This is a genomic window from Chitinilyticum aquatile DSM 21506 (genome assembly GCF_000430805.1).
Lineage (GTDB): Bacteria > Pseudomonadota > Gammaproteobacteria > Burkholderiales > Chitinibacteraceae > Chitinilyticum > Chitinilyticum aquatile.
This window is the reverse complement of sequence record NZ_AUMS01000014.1, coordinates 62868-80876: the sequence shown is the minus strand read 5'-3', so window position 1 is coordinate 80876 and position 18009 is coordinate 62868. Positions and strand designations below refer to the sequence as shown.

At 61.2% G+C, this 18009-nt stretch carries 21 protein-coding genes; 5 read left to right on the top strand and 16 right to left on the bottom strand.

Going from position 1 to position 18009, the window contains the following annotated elements; all coding sequences use genetic code 11:
* The 3 genes from cysW to H559_RS0110540 all read left to right on the top strand — a co-directional run bounded on the left by cysW (window position 1) and on the right by H559_RS0110540 (window position 3113).
* Window positions 1-876 carry a sulfate ABC transporter permease subunit CysW gene (cysW, locus tag H559_RS0110550; RefSeq protein ID WP_028452682.1) on the top strand — a complete coding sequence of 292 codons (876 nt, stop codon included), beginning with the start codon at window positions 1-3 and terminating at the stop codon, window positions 874-876.
* Window positions 877-888: 12 nt separating this feature from the next.
* Window positions 889-1938: a sulfate/molybdate ABC transporter ATP-binding protein gene (locus H559_RS0110545; RefSeq protein WP_028452681.1), complete on the top strand. Its 1050-nt coding sequence runs from the start codon at window positions 889-891 to the stop codon at window positions 1936-1938.
* A 206-nt stretch (window positions 1939-2144) separates the two neighbouring features.
* Entirely contained in the window at window positions 2145-3113 is a 969-nt protein-coding gene (locus H559_RS0110540; RefSeq protein ID WP_028452680.1) for a sulfite exporter TauE/SafE family protein, read from the top strand.
* 42 nt (window positions 3114-3155) lie between these two features.
* Here the strand turns inward: H559_RS0110540 and H559_RS0110535 are convergent, their stop codons facing one another.
* The 3 genes from H559_RS0110535 to H559_RS0110525 are packed head-to-tail and all read right to left on the bottom strand — an operon-like array spanning window position 3156 to window position 4975.
* On the bottom strand, window positions 3156-4124 hold the full coding sequence (locus tag H559_RS0110535) for a TerC family protein (protein WP_028452679.1): 969 nt from the start codon (window positions 4122-4124) through the stop codon (window positions 3156-3158).
* A 39-nt stretch (window positions 4125-4163) separates the two neighbouring features.
* Window positions 4164-4604 (bottom strand): hypothetical protein, encoded by a 441-nt coding sequence (locus H559_RS19890; protein WP_051279279.1) that lies wholly within the window; start codon window positions 4602-4604, stop codon window positions 4164-4166.
* A gap of 38 nt (window positions 4605-4642) precedes the next feature.
* A complete protein-coding gene (locus tag H559_RS0110525; RefSeq protein ID WP_028452678.1) occupies window positions 4643-4975 on the bottom strand; it encodes a hypothetical protein in 333 nt (110 codons plus the stop codon).
* Window positions 4976-5089: 114 nt separating this feature from the next.
* Here H559_RS0110525 and H559_RS0110520 point away from each other — a divergent pair, with 114 nt between their 5' ends.
* Together H559_RS0110520 and H559_RS0110515 are read left to right on the top strand one after the other, a co-directional pair.
* Complete coding sequence (locus H559_RS0110520; RefSeq protein WP_028452677.1) at window positions 5090-5998, top strand: LysR family transcriptional regulator; 909 nt, start codon at window positions 5090-5092, stop codon at window positions 5996-5998.
* A gap of 61 nt (window positions 5999-6059) precedes the next feature.
* Window positions 6060-6785 carry a S4 domain-containing protein gene (locus tag H559_RS0110515; protein WP_028452676.1) on the top strand — a complete coding sequence of 242 codons (726 nt, stop codon included), beginning with the start codon at window positions 6060-6062 and terminating at the stop codon, window positions 6783-6785.
* Between the two features lie 39 nt (window positions 6786-6824).
* On the opposite strand, the gene H559_RS0110510 is transcribed toward H559_RS0110515, so the two are convergent.
* From H559_RS0110510 to H559_RS0110450, 13 genes are all read right to left on the bottom strand, one after another.
* Complete coding sequence (locus tag H559_RS0110510; protein ID WP_028452675.1) at window positions 6825-7586, bottom strand: EI24 domain-containing protein; 762 nt, start codon at window positions 7584-7586, stop codon at window positions 6825-6827.
* 375 nt (window positions 7587-7961) lie between these two features.
* A complete protein-coding gene (locus tag H559_RS0110505) occupies window positions 7962-9092 on the bottom strand; it encodes a M14 family metallopeptidase (protein ID WP_028452674.1) in 1131 nt (376 codons plus the stop codon).
* A gap of 203 nt (window positions 9093-9295) precedes the next feature.
* Entirely contained in the window at window positions 9296-9523 is a 228-nt protein-coding gene (locus H559_RS0110500) for a hypothetical protein (protein ID WP_028452673.1), read from the bottom strand.
* A gap of 93 nt (window positions 9524-9616) precedes the next feature.
* Window positions 9617-10552 carry an N-acetyl-gamma-glutamyl-phosphate reductase gene (gene argC / locus H559_RS0110495; RefSeq protein ID WP_211230925.1) on the bottom strand — a complete coding sequence of 312 codons (936 nt, stop codon included), beginning with the start codon at window positions 10550-10552 and terminating at the stop codon, window positions 9617-9619.
* Window positions 10553-10662: 110 nt separating this feature from the next.
* Window positions 10663-10971, bottom strand: coding sequence for a hypothetical protein (locus tag H559_RS19885; protein WP_155845374.1), 309 nt, complete (start codon window positions 10969-10971; stop codon window positions 10663-10665).
* A gap of 99 nt (window positions 10972-11070) precedes the next feature.
* Window positions 11071-11415 carry a DUF2185 domain-containing protein gene (locus H559_RS0110485; RefSeq protein ID WP_034640767.1) on the bottom strand — a complete coding sequence of 115 codons (345 nt, stop codon included), beginning with the start codon at window positions 11413-11415 and terminating at the stop codon, window positions 11071-11073.
* A 67-nt stretch (window positions 11416-11482) separates the two neighbouring features.
* Window positions 11483-11932: a hypothetical protein gene (locus H559_RS0110480; RefSeq protein WP_034640764.1), complete on the bottom strand. Its 450-nt coding sequence runs from the start codon at window positions 11930-11932 to the stop codon at window positions 11483-11485.
* A gap of 47 nt (window positions 11933-11979) precedes the next feature.
* Window positions 11980-12963, bottom strand: coding sequence for a Gfo/Idh/MocA family protein (locus H559_RS0110475; RefSeq protein WP_028452669.1), 984 nt, complete (start codon window positions 12961-12963; stop codon window positions 11980-11982).
* Window positions 12964-13181: 218 nt separating this feature from the next.
* Window positions 13182-13778 carry a methionine biosynthesis protein MetW gene (metW, locus tag H559_RS0110470; RefSeq protein WP_028452668.1) on the bottom strand — a complete coding sequence of 199 codons (597 nt, stop codon included), beginning with the start codon at window positions 13776-13778 and terminating at the stop codon, window positions 13182-13184.
* A complete protein-coding gene (gene metX / locus H559_RS0110465) occupies window positions 13775-14914 on the bottom strand; it encodes a homoserine O-succinyltransferase MetX (protein WP_028452667.1) in 1140 nt (379 codons plus the stop codon). Before metX ends, metW begins: the two co-directional genes overlap by 4 nt.
* 28 nt (window positions 14915-14942) lie before the next feature.
* Window positions 14943-15701, bottom strand: a complete 759-nt coding sequence (locus H559_RS0110460) for a glycosyltransferase family 25 protein (protein WP_028452666.1) — start codon at window positions 15699-15701, stop codon at window positions 14943-14945.
* A gap of 7 nt (window positions 15702-15708) precedes the next feature.
* On the bottom strand, window positions 15709-16782 hold the full coding sequence (locus H559_RS0110455) for a glycosyltransferase family 9 protein (protein ID WP_028452665.1): 1074 nt from the start codon (window positions 16780-16782) through the stop codon (window positions 15709-15711).
* Window positions 16763-18007, bottom strand: a complete 1245-nt coding sequence (locus H559_RS0110450; RefSeq protein WP_028452664.1) for an O-antigen ligase family protein — start codon at window positions 18005-18007, stop codon at window positions 16763-16765. Before H559_RS0110450 ends, H559_RS0110455 begins: the two co-directional genes overlap by 20 nt.
* Window positions 18008-18009: the final 2 nt, after the last annotated feature.

Sequence of the window (18009 nt, the reverse complement as noted above, 5' to 3'; positions counted from 1 at the left end):
ATGAGTAGCACCACGACTGTTAACCGCAGTGCGGCAACCACCGAGGCACCGTGGGTGCGCTGGCTGCTGACTGGCCTTGCGCTGTTGTTCATCGCGTTGTTTCTGATCATCCCGCTGGTGTCGGTGTTTTTCGAAGCGCTGCGCCAGGGCTGGGGGCTGTTTGCCGCGTCGTTCACCGACCCGGACGCGCTGGCTGCCATCAAACTCACGCTGATCACCGCAGCAATTGCCGTGCCGCTGAATCTGGTATTTGGAGTGGCCGCTGCCTGGGCGATTGCTCGCTTCCGCTTCAAGGGGCGCAGCGTGCTGACCACGCTGATCGACCTGCCGTTTGCCGTTTCACCGGTGGTCGCAGGTCTGATCTATGTGCTGCTGTTCGGCGCACAGGGCTGGTTCGGCCCCTGGCTGGCAGAACACGACATCAAGATCATTTTCGCCATTCCGGGCATCGTGCTCGCCACCGTGTTCGTGACTTTTCCCTTTGTCGCGCGCGAACTGATTCCGCTGATGGAAGCACAGGGCAGCGATGAAGAACACGCGGCGCTGGTGCTGGGTGCCAGTGGCTGGCAGACCTTCTGGCGAATCACGCTGCCCAACATCAAATGGGGCCTGCTGTATGGCGTGATTCTGGCCAATGCGCGAGCGATGGGTGAATTCGGCGCAGTGTCAGTCGTATCCGGCCACATCCGCGGCATGACCAACACCATCCCGCTGCATGTCGAGATTCTGTACAACGAATACAACTTTGTCGGCGCCTTTGCCTGCGCCTCGCTGCTGGCGCTCCTGGCGCTGGTGACACTGGCCGTGAAGAGCTTTATCGAATGGCGTTCGGCCCGCCTCGCCGAAGAAGACCGCCGTCACGCGACCGAAGAATAAGGAATACACATCATGAGCATCGATATCCGCAACATTTCCAAGCGCTTCGGCAATTTCGTGGCGCTCGACAACATCAACCTCGATGTCGCCTCGGGCGAGCTGCTGGCGCTGCTGGGCCCCTCCGGCTGCGGCAAGACGACGCTGCTGCGCATCATCGCTGGCCTCGAAACCGCCGACGCCGGCCAGATCCTGTTTCACGGCGAGGACACCACCGCGAAACACGTCAGCGAGCGCCAGGTCGGCTTTGTGTTCCAGCACTACGCACTGTTCCGCCACATGACCGTATTCGAGAACGTAGCGTTTGGCCTGCGCGTGCGCCCGAAGGAAACCCGCCCTTCGGAAACGGAAATCAAGCGCAAGGTGCACGAGTTGCTTGAGCTGGTGCAGCTCGACTGGCTGGCCGACCGCTATCCGGCGCAACTGTCGGGCGGGCAGCGCCAGCGCATCGCACTGGCCCGCGCGCTGGCAGTCGAACCGAAGGTGCTGCTGCTGGACGAACCCTTCGGCGCACTCGACACCAAGGTGCGCAAGGAACTGCGCCGCTGGCTGCGCCGTCTGCACGACGAAGTGCATCTGACCAGCATCTTCGTGACACACGATCAGGAAGAAGCGCTGGAAGTGGCCGACCGCGTCGTGGTGCTGAACAAGGGCCACATCGAGCAGGTCGGCACACCGGAAGAAGTGTACGACACACCAGCCAGCCCCTTTGTCTACCAGTTCCTGGGCGACGTAAACCTCTTCCACAGCCGCGTTCACGAAGGCTGGGCGGAAGTGGGCAAGGGGCGGATTCCGGCACCGGATGCGCCCGACGCGCCGGCGATCATCTACGTGCGCCCGCATGAAATCGACCTGTCGCGCGTGGCCTCGGGCGATGCGCTGCATGGCGAAATCAACCACATTCGCATCCTGGGTGCGACGATCCGCCTCGAAGTCGACGTGGAAGGCCACGACGCCGTCGAAGTCGAACTGAGCCGCGAGCGCTACAGCGAAGGTGGCTGGAAAGTCGGTGAAACAGTGTTTCTTACCCCGCGTACCGTGCAGGTCTACAGCGAGCCGCAATAAATACACGTCACTGTATGCGCCCATAGCCCAATGAAATAAAAGGCTATGGGTGTATACCCTTGATGTTCTCAAATTCTTGCGGCACCTGCTCCGTCATCACGGATTAAATTCCAATATATTATATTCAAATCTCTTTTGAGTATTTTTGGAGCTATCAATTTCCGTTATACCATCACGGCCAGTCAATCAAACAGCGCCGTGATGCCATGAAAATCCGCCCGATCCAGCACAGCGATAACGCCATCAATCGCGAACACGCACAGCTGGGCATTCCACCCAGCGATGCCGATGTCGCCACGCCGGTCTGGCGCAGCAAGCCAGCACTGAGTATCGGCCTGCTGGTACTGCTGACGCTGCTGGTCTATGCGCTGAGCCATACCGATGCCGGTACACGCAGCAAGGCCGCGCTGATTGCGCAGAATGTCCTCACCTCACCGGAATTCTGGGCGGCGGTGGCCGTCGGCTTTGCCGCGCAGGCCATCGACGGTGCGCTGGGCATGGCTTACGGCATCAGCTCCACCACCTTCCTGATCGGCACCGGCGCCAGCCCTGCCGCCGCGTCGGCTGCGGTACACATCGCCGAAGTGTTCACCACCGGATTTTCCGGCGCGTCGCACTTCAAGCTCGGCAATGTCGATAAAAAGCTGTTCCGCCGCCTCGTCATTCCGGGTGTAATCGGCGGCGTCACCGGCGCGTACCTGCTGACCAGCATCGATGGCAAGCTGCTCAAGCCCTTCATCGCGGCCTATCTGCTGCTGCTGGGCCTGCACATCCTGCGCAAGGCATGGATCGGCAGTCGTCCGCGTCCGCAAGGCGAGCTGAAACACGTCAGCAAGCTGGCGCTGACTGGCGGCTTTGTCGATGCGGTGGGCGGTGGCGGCTGGGGGCCGGTGGTGACGTCTACCCTCGTTGGCCGTGGCAACGATCCGCGCACCACCATCGGTTCGGTGAATGCCGCCGAGTTCTTCATCGCACTGGCCACCGGCGGCGCCTTCCTGCTGTGGGCGGAAGTTGATCACTGGATCCTGATCGCCGGCCTCGTTTTCGGCGGCCTTTTCGCTGCGCCGTTTGCCGCACTACTGGTCAAGAAACTGCCGGCGCGCACGCTGCTTTGGCTGGTCGGCGGGCTGATCAGCCTCTTGAGTTGCTACAACCTCTACAAGGCGCTGGCCTGAGCGCATGAATGCTCCCGCGCCGGCCGGCGCGGGAGATTAACCCTACACTTTGCGTGTTTTCCACAGCGAATACAGGATACCGGCAGCCAGCAGGCCGAAGGTCACCGCCAGCGACAGCGGCGCGGGCACCTTGCCGTCAAACACGAAGTCGCCCAGGAAAATCTTCGAACCGATAAAGACCAGCACCAGCGCCAGCGCATACTTCAGGTAATGGAAGCGGTGGATCACCGCCGCCAGCGCAAAGTAGAGCGCACGCAGGCCCAGAATCGCGAAGATGTTCGAGGTGTACACAATGAAAGGGTCGGTGGTGATGGCAAAGATCGCCGGCACACTGTCCACAGCAAATACCAGATCGACCAGCTCGACCATGCACAGCGCCAGAAACAGCGGCGTTGCCCACCACACCAGCCGCCCGCTGCCGTCTGCAGCCGGCGCCTGCACGAAGAAACGCTGGGCATGCAGCTCGGGCGTCACCCGCATGTGGCGGCGCAGGAAACGCAGCGCCGGGTTGCTGGCGAGATCGGTGGGTGAGTCACCGGCAAACAGCATCTTCACGCCGGTCAGGATCAGGAAGGCACCGAAAATGTAGAGCGTCCAGTAATACTGCGCGACCAGCGTGGCACCCAGGCCGATCATGATGGCGCGCAGCACGATCACACCGAGAATGCCCCAGAACAGCACACGGTGCTGGTAGATGCGCGGCACGGCGAAGTAGGTGAAGATCAGCGAAATCACGAACACATTGTCGAGCGAGAGACTTTTCTCGATCAGAAAACCGGTGAAGTACTGCATGCCCGACGTCGCGCCGAGATACCACCAGACCCAGCCGCCGAACGCCAGGCCGGCCGTGATGTAGAAGGCCGACAGCTTCAGGCTTTCCGCCACGCCGATTTCGTGGTCGTCCTTGTGCAGCACGCCCAGATCAAATACCAGCAAGGCCAGTACGATGCCGATAAAGGCCAGCCACAGCCAGACCGGCTGACCCAGCCAGATTTCCATCAGTGCATTCATGATGCGTCATCCTTGGAGGGGCCAGACGGCCCCCGGTTTTCAGAAAGGGTGGTGGACAGCATGGTGACGCGGCGCCCGGGCGCGCATCGCAAAAAGATCGTAATGCCACAGCGCCATGGCACGCGCGATCAGCACCGCTTCGCCATCGGCCAGCCAGCCGTCGGCATCGACCACGCTGAGCATGGCGCGCAGCACGCTGACCTGCAGCGCCGGATCGTCAACCTCGGCCAGCAGCGGGTCGATCCATTCCGGGCCCAGCTCCAGATGGCCGTATTCCTGACCAACGGCGTAGAGCAGCAGGTCATCACACAGCTCCTGCGTGACCCGGTGAAAGAGCGATTCGCTGATTCCCAGCCGCTGCAGCACGCGGCAGTCGGCGAGTGCGGCAAGCTCGGAACGGTCCAGCCCGCCATCGGCCAGCAGGGCAAGCGCAATCAGGCGGCTCATGGCTTCATTGCTGTTTACAGGGTAGCGACGCATCGGGATTCTCCTTGTGGTCGAAAATACGGTTAAGGCGCTCAGTACTGCACCTGCATGGCACGCGGGTAATCGCGCTGCTGGCGCAGCAGCCGGCGCACCGAGCGGCAGGCACGGTCGGTACTGCGATGGATGGCAAACAGCACATCGCCGGCCACATCATCAATCAGCAGATCCGGCCAGTGCTGCAGGCCGATCTGCAGCTGGCAGTGCGTGCCATTGCCGCTGCGCTGCCCGGGGATGGCGGCCAGCCGCACGGTCACCTTGCGCACATGCGGGGCAACCAGCCCGAGGCCGAACTCGATCTGGCGCACGATCTGCCGCTGCAGCGTCGCGTCCAGGCACTGATCCTGACACTTGATCTCGATTTTCACCGGAAGCTCCTTGTCATATGGCTAAGGGTTACGGACTAACTGTATGGCCGTCACGCGATAAATAAAATTCGTATATTCTTGTTTCTATATTCAGTTTTTTGGAGCTTTTGAAAAATGAAGTCCTTCAATTACAAGCTCTTGCATTACTTCTGGATTGTCGCCAAATCCGGTGGTGTCATCCGGGCCAGCGAGCGGCTGTGCTTGACGCCGCAGGCCATCAGCGGCCAGCTGCGCACACTGGAAGAGCAGATCGGCCACCCGCTGTTCCGGCGTGAAGGCCGCCAGCTGGTGCTCACCGACATGGGCCGACTGGTACAGAGCTACGCCGACGAGATGTTCAGCCTGGGCGAAGAGCTGCAGGATGCAATTGCGCATGGCCCGCAAGGCGCCATCCAGGAATTCCGCGTCGGCATCGGCGACATGGTGCCGAAAACGGTGGCCTTCCAGCTGCTGCGCCCGGCCCTGCAGCTGGAACAGCCTGCGCAGCCGGTACGGCTGATCTGCCGGGAAGGCCAGCTGCTCAATCTGCTGGGCGATCTCGCCACGCACAAGCTTGATCTGGTACTCGCCGACCGCCCGCTGCCGCCGGAAGCCAATATCCGCGGCTTCAATCACCTGCTGGGCGAAAGCACGCTGACGCTGATGGGAACAGCCGAGCTGTGCCGCAACTGGGGCGGCGACTTTCCGGCAGCGCTGCAGGGGGCGCCGCTGCTGCTGCCCGGCCCGGATGCCGCAATCCGCCCCCGGCTGGAAGCCTGGCTGGAACGCTCGCGCCTGCGGCCGCGCGTGGTGGCGGAATGCGACGACGGCGCGCTGCTCAAGGCCTTCGGAAAGGCAGGTGCGGGCTTTTTCGTGGTGCCCACCGTACTGGCAAACACCATCGCCGAGGAATACCACGTCGAGGCACGCGGCGAAATCGGCGAGCTGAAGGAGCAGTTCTATGCGATTGCCGTGCAGCGCAAGCTGCGGCACCCGGCTGTCATCGCGGTGACCGATCAGGCCAGACAGCACCTCTTTGGATGAGCACAGGCATGGTTCCGGCTGCCGGAGCGGTTATAATCGGTTTTTAGCAAGGCAGGCCGCCATGACCACCGAATCCCTCCGCTTATCCAAATACATGGCCGAACTGGGCTTATGCTCGCGCAGCGAAGCCGACCGCCTGATCGAATCCGGCCGCGTGCTGGTCGATGGCAAGGTAGTCGACACCCTCGGCAGCCGCGTGACCCGCGATCAGAAAATCACCCTCTCCGACGATGTGCGCATGGCACAGCCCGACCGCGTCACCATCGTGGTCTACAAGCCGGCAGGTTTCGAAGTCGAAGGCGAGGACTGGCTGGAAGGCGCGCGTCCGCTGCTGACCAAGGCACGCCATTCGCCGACTGACAAGAGCGGCATCTACCCGCTGCGCCGCCATCTCGATCACCAGAACCTGCCCGTGCCGCTGGCCGAAGCCGCCACTGGCCTGCTGGTGCTCACGCAGGACAAGACCCTCGCGCAGCGCATCAGCAAGGATTGCGAACTCGAATACCTGATCTGGGTGGAAGACGAAGTGAGCGCCGAGCAGGTCACGCGCCTGAACAATGTCGCGCGCAATCGCGAAAAACCGCTGACCGCCTTCAAGGCCAGCCGCCAGGGTGATCACCAGATTCGCATCGTGCTGCGCAATCCACCCAAGGTATGGCTGGGTGAAATCGCTGAAGCATCCGGGCTAGTGCTCACCGGCGTGAAGCGCATCCGCATCGGCAGCTTCTCGCTTGGCACGCTGGAATCGGGCAAGTGGCGCTATGTGGGGCTGGGCGAGCGCTTCTGAGCGCCCGCCTGCCGGACAGGCCGCACACGCAAGCCCGCCTCACACGGCGGGCTTTGCCTTGTCTGCCTCCAGATAGCGCAGGGTATTGCGCGTGGCAGCAATGGCCACCAGCACCGGGGCAAAGAACCAGCCGATCACCGGCACCATCAGCAGAAGCAGATAAGGCAGACCGAGCAGAATGACGGCCTGGCGGTGCCGGCGGTTGAAGACGACGGACTGCGTGGTTGTGAAGCGGTAACGCTCCAGCGTGTAATCCACCGCCCCGGCGCCGGCGTAGTAGGCCTGCACCAGCAGACCCATCAGCCAGAAGCCGACGCCGATGACGGGAATGAAACTGAACGGAAAAAAAGCCAGCAGCAACATCAGCTCGCGGCTGGCATAGCGCAGCGCCAATCGGGCGCCGCGCCACAGGCCGGGCAGCAGCGGCAGTTCATCGGGGGCCGGCTGGCCGGTCAGCGCGGCCTCCAGCTTCTGTGACACATCGGTCATCAGCGGCCCGCTGATCAGCATCACGATGTGCTTGGCGGCAAACAGGAACATGAACAGCAGTACCAGCACCACCAGCAGGCTGTCGAGCAGCGTGGTCAGCCCCTCCCTGCCCCATTGCCACGGGTAGTAAGCCATGAGCACTTCCGACAGATCGCTGTGCACCAGTGCCCAGGCCGGCAGCGCCACCAGCAACACCATCACGACCAGGCTGAGCAGGCCCGCCAGCAGGCAGACGCGCCACAGGCCATGGCGGAACATCAGCGCGGGTGCCGCCAGCCAGTCGGCCAGGGCAAAACGGAACGAGGAAATCATGGCGGGCAGATTGATCCGGAAACAGAAGCGACAGGCATCGTAACGCCGCGCGGCGGGGCGGTGCAAAATCCCGCGGTGCTCACGCAGCCCGCAGCGGCATTGCCGCCACAGCCCGCTAGCGGCAGGGCTGATACTGCGGGGATACGTCCTGGTCTTCGCATCGAACGACCCGCACGGTGGTTTCACGCTGCTCAACCCGAACACGCTCTCGCGCGCCCGCTTTCACACCAGCCGCAAGCTGGAAGGCCTGCCGCCGCACACGATTTACGCCACGGCGCAGGATAACTGAATACCGTTGAATGTATACAGCCGTAGCCATTTGAATCAAATGGCCGTGGCTGTATACCCAAACTTCAATTCGGCGCCTGCTGCTGATTACAGCTTGCCCGCCACCGCATTGATCGCTCCCAGCACCGAGGTGCCGAACTGGCGGCTGCGCTCACCATTCCAGCCCACGGCCAGCAGCGGCTTGTTGGCGGTATCCTTGAACGGCATTTCGATGGTGTAGGCGAGGCAGTCGAAGGTGTGGCCGACCCAGTTGGTCGCCAGCGTCAGCGTTTCCGGGCCGAATTTGCCGACCTCATAGCCGTGCTCGGTCTGGAAATCCGGCGAGAACATGAGCCAAGCCGCCTTGAAGGCTTCCTGCAGCTCGTGCTGTTTCTTCGAGAATGATTCGTTGCTCTCGCAGCCAGCGACGAAGTTGTGCGGAATCGCCTCGTCACCATGGATGTCGAGAAAGAGGTCGACGCCAGTCGCCAGCATGCGCTCGCGCACCCACAGCACTTCCGGGCTGCGCTCTAAGCTCGGAGCACCCCACTCGCGATTCAGGTTCGCGCCCAGCGCATTGGTGCGCAGATTGCCGCGCACGCTGCCGTCCGGGTTCATGTTCGGCACCACATGGAACACGCAGGATTCCAGCAGGCTGCGGCTGATCGCGTTCTGCTCGTCGAGCAGGTTTTCCAGCAATCCCTCGACAAACCATTCCGCCATGGTTTCGCCCGGATGCTGGCGCGCGATGATCCAGACGTTTTTCTTGCCCGGCGCCGGGCGGCCGATCTGCAGCAGATCCAGGTCGTGCCCGTCGGGCGTTACGCCCAGCGGCACCAGCTCGACCCACGGCGAGACTGAGAGCGCGCCGCCGATCAGCTCCTGATGGCGTTCCCAGCTGTAGGGCTCGAAATACGCATACCACACGGCATCCGATTCCGGCGTATGCAGGATGCGGAAGGTCTGGCCGTCGAATTCGGAATCGACCCGGAACCACTCAGCGCGGTCGTAGCTGGCCACTGCGTAATAGCCGTCCCAGCCATCCGGATACGCACTCTCGCCGGCGTTTTCGATATTCAGCACGCAATCGAGCCCGCGAGCACCGGTGAGGCGGAAATGGAACCACTGCGCAAAGTCGCTGGCATTATCCGGCCGCAAGTTCAGGCGGATGTTCGTGGGATCGGAGCAGTCAACGACGTCGATGGCGCCGGAATCGAAACGGGAGGAAATGCGCAGCATGGGGATTCGCTTGATTAATCGTGATAGCCAAGCGTAAGAGGCTGCGGAGGGGTTGTCCAGAGGGGATGAGCCGGATGGGTGGAGCCCAGAGGGTGATACCCATCAGGGGGCGGGCGGAAGCGAGTTGATGGGTATCACTATGCTCCACCCATCCTACCGTGCTGCTTCGGTTAGCTATACCGCTTGGCGCATGCGCCAACATCTCACTGTCCTGATAAAAACACCGTCATGACCATGAATAGGGCTACCGATCCAAAGAACCACAGCATCCAGGATTTGCCATGCCTGAGATAGTTAAGCCAGCCAAGCCCAAGGAAGCCTCCTGCCTGCAGCAGCTGGCTCAGCGCATCGACACCATTCTTGATTACCAGAACCATCGAGGCCAGAAATAAGGCAATCGTGATTGCGCCCAGGGCGTATTTGAGTTGCATGACGTCTTTGTCCGTACCGCAGTTGCAATGGAATGCTTGGTTGATATTGAAGACAAAACGGCGACCAATATGGCCGCCGTTTTGTGATGTTGCTTATTCCAGGCTCGCCGCCTCGTCGCACCCCAGCAGAATGTTGAGGTTCTGGATGGCGCTGCCCGAAGCGCCCTTGCCGAGGTTGTCCAGCCGCGCGATCAGCACCAGTTCTTCACCCGAGGCGCTGGCGTAGGGCAGCACTTCCAGCACATTGGTGTTCGACAGCGTCTGCGCCGGCAGGAAGCCGCCGCGCACCAGCACGTCCTGCGTGTTGAGTGGCTTGGCGTGGACGAAACGTTCGTCCTTGTACCAGCTGGCGTAGCAGTCAGCGATCTGCTGCGCGTTGCCATTGAGCTGGCTGGCGTGCAGCGGCAGGGCGACCAGCATGCCGGTGGGGAAGTGGCCGACGCTGGGCAGGAATACCGGCTTGGTCTGCAGGCCGGACCACATCTGGATTTCCGGCAGGTGCTTGTGCGACAGGCCCAGCGCGTAGAAGGCGAACGGGTCGCCCTGACCGCTTTCCTGCACCTCGATCAGCGCCTTGCCGCCGCCCGAATAGCCCGAAACGCCGATCAGATTGATGGCCGCATCGGTCGGCAGCAAGCCGGATTCGATGATGGGGCGCAGCAGCGCGATGCTGGCAGTGGCGTAGCAGCCGACGTTGGCGATGCGCTTGCTGGCGCGGATCTTGTCGCGCTGACCCGGTGCCAGTTCGGCAAAGCCGTAGACCCAGTCCGGATCAATACGATGTGCGGTAGACGCATCGATCACGGCGGTGTTCGGGTTGTCTATCATGCTCACCGCTTCGATGGACGCATCGTCGGGCAGGCAGAGGATGACGACGTCGGCGGCGTTGAGCAGCTCGCGGCGGTGCTCGACCGAGCGGCGCAGCTCCAGCGGCAGGCTCAGCAGTTCGATGTCACTGCGGCCGGTGAGGCGTTCCACGATCTGCAGGCCGGTTGTGCCGTGTTCACCGTCGATAAAAATGCGCGCCATGCTGGTCATCCTCGAAAAGACTGGGGAAAACCCGAAGGGTAACGGCGTGCGCGCCAGCGTACAAGCGCCGGCGTGTGTGCATTCGTACTGGCGGACAAAGCCGTCAGCTGTCACTTGAGAAATGCCGCACTGACTGCAGCATCATTCAGTTCGTCGCCGCAGTGAACTAACACCTTGCCTGCCCCAGCGCCCAGCGCAAGCTCATGAAACAGCCGCTTTTCCACTTCCGAGAGGCCGCCGTCAACCATGGTCAGCGGGTGAATAACTGCCCGGCACGGTGGTGAAAAGAAATGTTTCCCAACGACCTCACCCAGCAACTGTTTCAGCAATGCATCAGCTGCACTGAAATTGCCCACTAGCAAACGAGTGGTCGTGAAGGGTTGTTCGGATTGCCTGCTGATTTCCTTGCCCGTTTTCACATTGCGGACGCTGATGCGATCAGGCTGGATGCGAATATAAACCGGTATGGCAAACATAGTGTGATTCCTGTTGCTTGGCTGCGTCAGCCCTGCGTGCGTCTAACCCTGCGGCGACCAGTCGGTGACCGGCACAAAGTCATCCTTGTCCGGATGCTTTTCGAACACACTGCCGACGGGCGCATCCAGCAGTGCGATGATGCTGGGGTCGTAATTCGCGACGACGTTCACATCCAGTTCGCTGTGATTTTTCGGATTATCGAGGAATTTTTCATCCTCGCAGCCGGAAAAGAAGCGCCAGCCCGAATCACCCTCTTTCGCCGGCTGCTCGCGGTACATGAAGCCGACCGGATAGCCCTCGATGGTGATTTCGTCGCTGACCATGCACAGGCCGTGGCCGGTGGCGCGTTTCTTGAGCATGCGCTCGTCAAGTAGATACTCTTTCATGTATTGCTCTAGAGACCTTATTGAAAGTGGATTACGTGAATATACCCAGCCTCTGATTTTTGATTTCTTAGCCAGGAATACAACTGCACATGGAGAACATCGGTGCATAGAGCGCCAAAACACTACTAGCCAGCGCAACAACCAGTAGTAGTATGCCACCTGCATTAATCCATCCCATCATCCGGCGAAACGCCATATCATGTTCACGACGCTGCGTGATCCATATCGCCAGAATGAGCAGTAACAGGGGAACCAGAAAATACACGGGACTGAAGTTCAGAAGCAGCTCAGTGATCGCCGGCAGATCTGCGCCAAATGTTGCAAACAACTCCCGAAAGGCCGGTACGACCAGTTGCAGAGCTATTGCTAGCAGCAGCGCGATCACAACCAGTAGCCAGCTGGTGATCAGTAACAGCCGGCTGCGTCCCGCAGGAGAACCCTCGTTTTCACCGGCAAGACTGGCCACTGGCGGCGTGTAGGGGCTTGCGGCGGAATCGCTTTCAGAAGTGGAAGTCATCAGAGCGCCTGAGCGAGAAATTCACGGCTAGGGTACAACCCGAATGCTCAGCGGCACAACTGCCGGCGTGCGTTCTCGATCAATTGCAGCGCCGCGCGCGTCTGTGCAAAGCCGTGCAGCGGGCTTTCGCTCTGCCCGGCACGCAGCAGTTCGCAGAAATGCGCGGTTTCATAGTTCAGCCCGCTGCCCAGTGGCGCCATGGCCAGTTCTTCGCGGCGGCCGTCAGTATGCACCAGCGTGGCACTGGCCGGGTTCCACCATTTCTCAAAGATGACGATGTGCCCGCCTGTGCCGGCGATCAGCGCCTCGCCCGAGCCGCTCGTATCCAGTCCGCAGTAAAGCTGGCTGATGCCGTGCTCGTGCCGGCTTTGAATGCTGGCGAAGGTATCGACGCCCCCCTCTTCCACCCCATCCAACCCACCCAGCCGGCCCAGCGTCTGCACGTCCTGCGCAGCACCCAGCCAGTCGCAGGCCAGAAACGCGGCGTAGATGCCGATGTCGAGCAGGCCGCCACCGGCTTGCGCGGGGTCGAGCACGGCATGGCCGGCCGGAACGTTCGGGTTGGCAAAGCCGGCGCGCACGAAACGCACTTCGCCAATCGCGCCCGCCTCGATGCGCTGGCGGATTTCGCGGTAGAGCGGGAAAAAAGGCGGCTTCATCGCTTCCATATAGAGCACGCCGGTGGCGCGCGCGACAGCCAGAACAGCGTCCAGCTCGGCCACACTGGTCGCCGCCGGTTTTTCGCACAAAACCGCACGGCCGGCCTGCAGCGCGGCGATGCTCAAGGCCGCGTGGCTGGGATGCGGGGTGGCGATGTAGACGGCGTCGATGTCGCTGGCAAGCAGTTCATCCAGCGAATCAAACGCATGGGGTATGCCGTGAGAGCCATTGAAGGCCATGGCCTTGCTGCGGGTACGGTTATATGTACCTGTCGCCATTGCCGCCGGAACATGCTGCAGCCCGGCCATGAAGCGGCCGGCGATGCTGCCGGTGCCGATGATGCCGAAACGGATGATCTGCGAATCAGACATGCCATGCCCCAAGGCAAAAAAATACAGCCTAACCCGCCTGTTTCATGTTGCACAGGCGGGTTTGACCGTAGCCGCTCAGAACTTGTTCAGAATCGCCGCGAGAGCGTCTCAGCGGGGTGAAGAGCAGCGCAAAAACCGGAGTTTACTGGTGTAAATGAGGATTTTGAGCAGCACATGAGCCCCGATCAGAGGCTCGCAGCAAGATCATGAACAGGTTCTCAGGTGCGACTGAAACGCACCAGTGCCAGGCTGCCCAGCAGATTCGGCAGGAACTCGACCTTCTCGCCCTGATGCAGCACGATCTGTTCGTCGATGCGCATGCCGAGTTTGGCGAGCAGCTTGTCGAAATCGTTCACCGTGCAGAAGTGGATATTCGGCGTGTTGTACCACTCGTAGGGAATGGTTTCCGACACCGGCATGCGGCCGGTGAGAATCTGCCAGCGGTTTTCCCAGAAGCCGAAGTTCGGAAACGTCACTATCCCTGAGCGCCCCACGCGCAGCATCTCCTGCAGGATACCTTCGATATTGTGCATGGCCTGGATGGTCAGCGAGAGCACCACCTCGTCAAAACGTCCGTCCTCGAACTGCGAGAGGCCGTATTCCATGTCGGACTGGATGACATTAAGGCCTTTTTCGACACAGCGCACCACCTGTTCGACATCGCGTTCGACGCCGAAGCCGGTGATCTGCTTGTTGGCCGCCAGCCAGGCGAGCAGCGTGCCGTCACCGCAGCCCAGATCGAGCACATCGCTGCGCGGGGCAATCCAGTCGGCGATCAGTTTCAGATCGGGGCGCAAGGAAGTAACTCCGCTCATGCTGCGATCTCCTTGGCGATGTTGTTCAGATAGGCGCGCATCACGCCGAAGTAGGGTTCGTCGTCCATCAGGAAGGCATCATGGCCGTGGCGCGATTCGATTTCGGCATACGACACGGGGCGCCTGGCATCGAGCAGCGCCTTGACGATTTCGCGCGAGCGTTCCGGCGAAAAGCGCCAGTCGCTGGTGAATGACACCACCAGGAACTTCGCCAGCGTGGTTTTCAGCGCGGCCACCAGATCACCACCAAAATGCCGGCCCGGGTCGAAATAATCGAGTGCCTTGGTCATCAGCAGGTAGGTGTTCGCATCGAACATGCCGGAGAACTTGTCGCCCTGATAGCGCAGGTAGGATTCGATCTGGAATTCCACATCGAAGCCGTATTTGTATTCCCCGCTCTTCAATTCGCGGCCGAATTTCTCGCCCATGCCGTCGTCGCTGAGGTAGGTGATGTGGCCAAGCATGCGCGCCAGACGCAGGCCACGCTTGGGAACCACGCCGTGCTCGTAGTAATCGCCGCCGTGGAACTCGGGATCGGTGAGGATGGCCTGCCGTGCCACATCGTTGAAGGCAATGTTCTGTGCGGTGAGCTTGGGTGCCGAGGCGATCACCAGGCAGTGGCGAACGCGTTCCGGATGGCTGATTGCCCAGCGCATCGCCTGCATGCCGCCCAGGCTGCCGCCGATCACGGCGGCAAATTGTTTGATGCCCAGCCGGTCTGCCAGCCGCGCCTGAGTTTCCACCCAATCGCGCACCAGAACCAGCGGGAAGGTCGAACCATAAGGCTTGCCGGTCTCGGGGTTGATCGACGACGGCCCGGTGGAACCGTGGCAGCCGCCGAGGTTGTTCAGCCCGATCACGAAGAAGCGATCAGTATCAATCGGCTTGCCGGGGCCGACCATATTGTCCCACCAGCCGGCCGCCTTGTCGGTCTCGGCATACTTGCCGGCGACATGATGATGGCCGGACAGCGCGTGACAGATCAGGATGGCATTGGATGCATCGGCATTCAGCGTGCCGTAGGTTTCATACATCAGCTCGTACCGCGGCAGGGTCGCGCCGCTGGAAAGCGTGATGGGCTGATCGAACACCGCCTTCTGGGCGGTGACGATGCCGACGGATCGGGGGTCAGTCATGGTCTTGTGCTGTTCCAGTCAAAAGATACTATTGCTTTTGCTTGCGGATGCGCAGCGCCGGTCGCAGGATCAGGCGGTACACCAGCCGGCTGTAGAGAAAATCGGCCAGCTTGGCCAGCCCTCTGGCCTTGTTGCTGCCACGAGCATGGCGCTCGGTGGCGATGTCCGAAGCATAATCGTCATTGGACATGACCGTATACGGGATCACGCAACGTATCGGTAACACTTTGCGCGCCAGCAGCCAGTCCCAGCAGTCGGCAACGGTCCAGACGGGAAACAGTTGCTTTGTCAGCAGGCGGGCGGCGGCGAGATTCAGTACATAGCCATCGGTGCCCTGCGCTTCGATGGCCGGGTAGACATGACGGCCATCGGCCAGCGCCTTGCCGCCCCAGGCGGTGTAGCGCTTCACACGGCGGTTGAGCAGGATGACCAGCGGCTCGTCCCGAGCGAGCTCGGCTTCGAATAGCCCCAGATTCTCGCCAAAACCCGGCGACAGAATGGCATCGTCTTCAAGAACGCAGGCATAGGGCAGCATCTCGTCCTGCATGCGCTGGTAGATGCGGATGTGGCTGAGCGAGCAACCCACCTCTGCCAGCGTCAGCTCGCGGCTTTCGCCCAGCTCCCGTGCACGCTCGCGGCTGGTGCTGGCAGCGAGTTCGTCAGCCGGCAGCGCCTTGCCATAGACCGCAGGAAAGAACTCGTAGTCGAGCGACTGTGTGGCAAAGTGATCGCGGATATAGTCGCGACGGTCTTCGCGGTGGGCGAGGTTGATTACAAAAATCTTCATGGCGTTCTCAGCGCTCCCGCGCCTGCGGGAAATGTTCAATCAGCAAGGCGCTGGTAGCGGCGACGACGTCGGCGACTGAAATGCCGGCAATGGCGTTTTCCGGTGCCGCAATCATGCGATGCGGCGTCGCCCACGGATACCAGCGCGTCAGTTTTTCGACGCGGTTTTCAAACAGCGCGGCAAGCGGTTTTTGCAGTGCGGCGGCGATGTGCAGCGCGCCGCCATCACTGAGCAGATCAAGATCGGTGCAGGCGAGTGCGGCAATCAGCTCGGCCAGCGTGCCGGTTGGCACCGGCAGCACCGGCAGGCCCGCCAGCGCCTGCTGCATGCGCACGGCCAGTTCGTCGTCGCCGGGGTGACGCGGATCATCCGCTGCGCCGGGCGCCCAGAACAGCGCAATGCCCAACCGTGGAAACTGGGCACACAGTTGCTGCAGGGCAGCGATGAACTTGTCTTCCGGCCAGCGGCGATTGGCTTCGCGGGCGCTGATGTGCACGCCCAGCACCACACGACCGGCGAGCGGGGCAAAACGTTCTTTCATTGCGGCCAGTGCCGCCGTATCCGGATAGATGCGCAAGGGCCCCGGCTGGCCGCTAATGCCCAGCGGTTCCAGCAGCCGGAAAATATCCTCGACTTCGTGGCGAGTCTCACGGCGATGATAGGGAATCACCACGTCGACACCGGCCAGCTTGCCGTCTTCCGGTCCGAAGCCGAGCACCTGTTTCGCACCGGCCAGTCGCGCGAACTTGATCGCCTGCCTGTGCCAGCCACCACCGACCGGAATGGCGATATCGAAATGTTCGCGGCGCAGTTGCATGATCAGGTGGAAGGTCTGCCAGTAAACCGCAAGCTTGCTGCTGCCAGCCGCACGATGCTTGGCTTTGGTGTAGACATACACCTTGTCGAGCGCAGGATTGCCGGTAATCACCTCGGCGTTGTAACTGTTGGCGAGTGCTGCCAGATACGCTTGCGGGTATCTGCTGCGCAACGCATCGAATAGCGGCGTAGTGCAGACCAGATCGCCGATATTGTCGCGGCGAATCAGCAGGATGCGGGGGCGGTCACCGAGATTCAGCTTCAATGCCGGAATCCTTGTTGTTCAGTGCATTCTGACACAGCGCCAGCGCAATCCCGATATATGCCCAGAGCAGAATGCCGGGGGTGCCGTTCACGAAATCGTCAGTGGCGTTTTTCATGAAGACGGCCACCAGCAGGGCAATGCCGCCGGCGGCGACAACTCGGCCCTGATTTGTGCGGATTGCCCGGATCATTCGTCGCATGATCTGGAAGACGACAATACCAAACAGAAGCAGCCCCGGAAAACCGAGCTGCAGCACGATATTGAGCAGCAGACTGTGCGAGTGCGCCAGCGAACGCGGGGCATTCATATCGGGCATGATCAGGCCAGGAACCCGATGGGGCTGGATGTCCCCGGCAGGCGTATAGCGACCGAAGCCCTTGCCTAGCAGCAGATGATTACCTGCTTCGGTGAGCCAGAATTTCCAGGCAGCAGGGCGCTGATCAACCGCAATGGTTGTCGAAAGTGCTTGATCGGATTTGATGTTGTATACAGCCAGCCGCTTGGCAAATGCCACGTAGCCAACCGCAGCCGTCGCCGAGCAGACCAGGAGCAGGGCCAGGATGGTTCGCTTTGAAATGGGTCGGTAGAGCAGGAGAAAGACGGCAGTACTCGCCAGCGCAGCAATCCAGAACATCCGGTTCAGCGAGGCATAGCCGACATACAGTGTTGCCAGCAGGGCAACGCCGGCCACAAGACGCAAGAACAGATTGCCGCGCACAAGAACGACCAGCCATACCGGCAGGATGTAACAGGCCAGCGTGCTGGATTCGCCCAGACCCGGGTAATAGAACGCCATGCCCGGGCGATCACCATCGAAGAACAGTACATCAGTCGGGCTGAGTGAAATACCTGCCAGCAGCAGGATGTATACAACCGTCGCACCGGCCAGCCAGCGGCTGTTGCCCGCTTCGCTTGCCAGACGGTAGCAGGCAAAGGCGGTGATCAGTGGCAGCAGCAAATCCTGCCACAGATGCTTGATGGTGAGGTCCGGGGCCACACTCCACTTAAGTGACAAAGCGGCCAGTCCGCAAAACGCGAGCAGCGATTGCCAGCCCGGCATCTGCAGCGAACTGCGATCCTGGACGAACTGATATAGCAACCATGCCGCCAGTATGGCCACACAGCCAAACCGAAGCCCGCGTACATGCGCCAGCGGGCCAATCGCCAGCAGCAGCACCGCCGCAGCCAGTGCGATCCTGTCGAATGTTGGCTTGAGTATTTGCATTG

Excerpts from the sequence above, each read along its gene's own strand:
- cysW (WP_028452682.1), top strand. The coding sequence starts at position 1 with ATGAGTAGCACCACGACTGTTAACCGCAGTGCGGCAACCACCGAGGCA.
- H559_RS0110545 (WP_028452681.1), top strand. The coding sequence starts at position 889 with ATGAGCATCGATATCCGCAACATTTCCAAGCGCTTCGGCAATTTCGTG.
- H559_RS0110540 (WP_028452680.1), top strand. The coding sequence starts at position 2,145 with ATGAAAATCCGCCCGATCCAGCACAGCGATAACGCCATCAATCGCGAA.
- H559_RS0110535 (WP_028452679.1), bottom strand. The coding sequence starts at position 4,124 with ATGAATGCACTGATGGAAATCTGGCTGGGTCAGCCGGTCTGGCTGTGG.
- H559_RS19890 (WP_051279279.1), bottom strand. The coding sequence starts at position 4,604 with ATGCGTCGCTACCCTGTAAACAGCAATGAAGCCATGAGCCGCCTGATT.
- H559_RS0110520 (WP_028452677.1), top strand. The coding sequence starts at position 5,090 with ATGAAGTCCTTCAATTACAAGCTCTTGCATTACTTCTGGATTGTCGCC.
- H559_RS0110515 (WP_028452676.1), top strand. The coding sequence starts at position 6,060 with ATGACCACCGAATCCCTCCGCTTATCCAAATACATGGCCGAACTGGGC.
- H559_RS0110510 (WP_028452675.1), bottom strand. The coding sequence starts at position 7,586 with ATGATTTCCTCGTTCCGTTTTGCCCTGGCCGACTGGCTGGCGGCACCC.
- H559_RS0110505 (WP_028452674.1), bottom strand. The coding sequence starts at position 9,092 with ATGCTGCGCATTTCCTCCCGTTTCGATTCCGGCGCCATCGACGTCGTT.
- H559_RS0110500 (WP_028452673.1), bottom strand. The coding sequence starts at position 9,523 with ATGCAACTCAAATACGCCCTGGGCGCAATCACGATTGCCTTATTTCTG.
- argC (WP_211230925.1), bottom strand. The coding sequence starts at position 10,552 with ATGGCGCGCATTTTTATCGACGGTGAACACGGCACAACCGGCCTGCAG.
- H559_RS0110485 (WP_034640767.1), bottom strand. The coding sequence starts at position 11,415 with ATGAAAGAGTATCTACTTGACGAGCGCATGCTCAAGAAACGCGCCACC.
- H559_RS0110480 (WP_034640764.1), bottom strand. The coding sequence starts at position 11,932 with ATGACTTCCACTTCTGAAAGCGATTCCGCCGCAAGCCCCTACACGCCG.
- H559_RS0110475 (WP_028452669.1), bottom strand. The coding sequence starts at position 12,963 with ATGTCTGATTCGCAGATCATCCGTTTCGGCATCATCGGCACCGGCAGC.
- metW (WP_028452668.1), bottom strand. The coding sequence starts at position 13,778 with ATGAGCGGAGTTACTTCCTTGCGCCCCGATCTGAAACTGATCGCCGAC.
- metX (WP_028452667.1), bottom strand. The coding sequence starts at position 14,914 with ATGACTGACCCCCGATCCGTCGGCATCGTCACCGCCCAGAAGGCGGTG.
- H559_RS0110460 (WP_028452666.1), bottom strand. The coding sequence starts at position 15,701 with ATGAAGATTTTTGTAATCAACCTCGCCCACCGCGAAGACCGTCGCGAC.
- H559_RS0110450 (WP_028452664.1), bottom strand. The coding sequence starts at position 18,007 with ATGCAAATACTCAAGCCAACATTCGACAGGATCGCACTGGCTGCGGCG.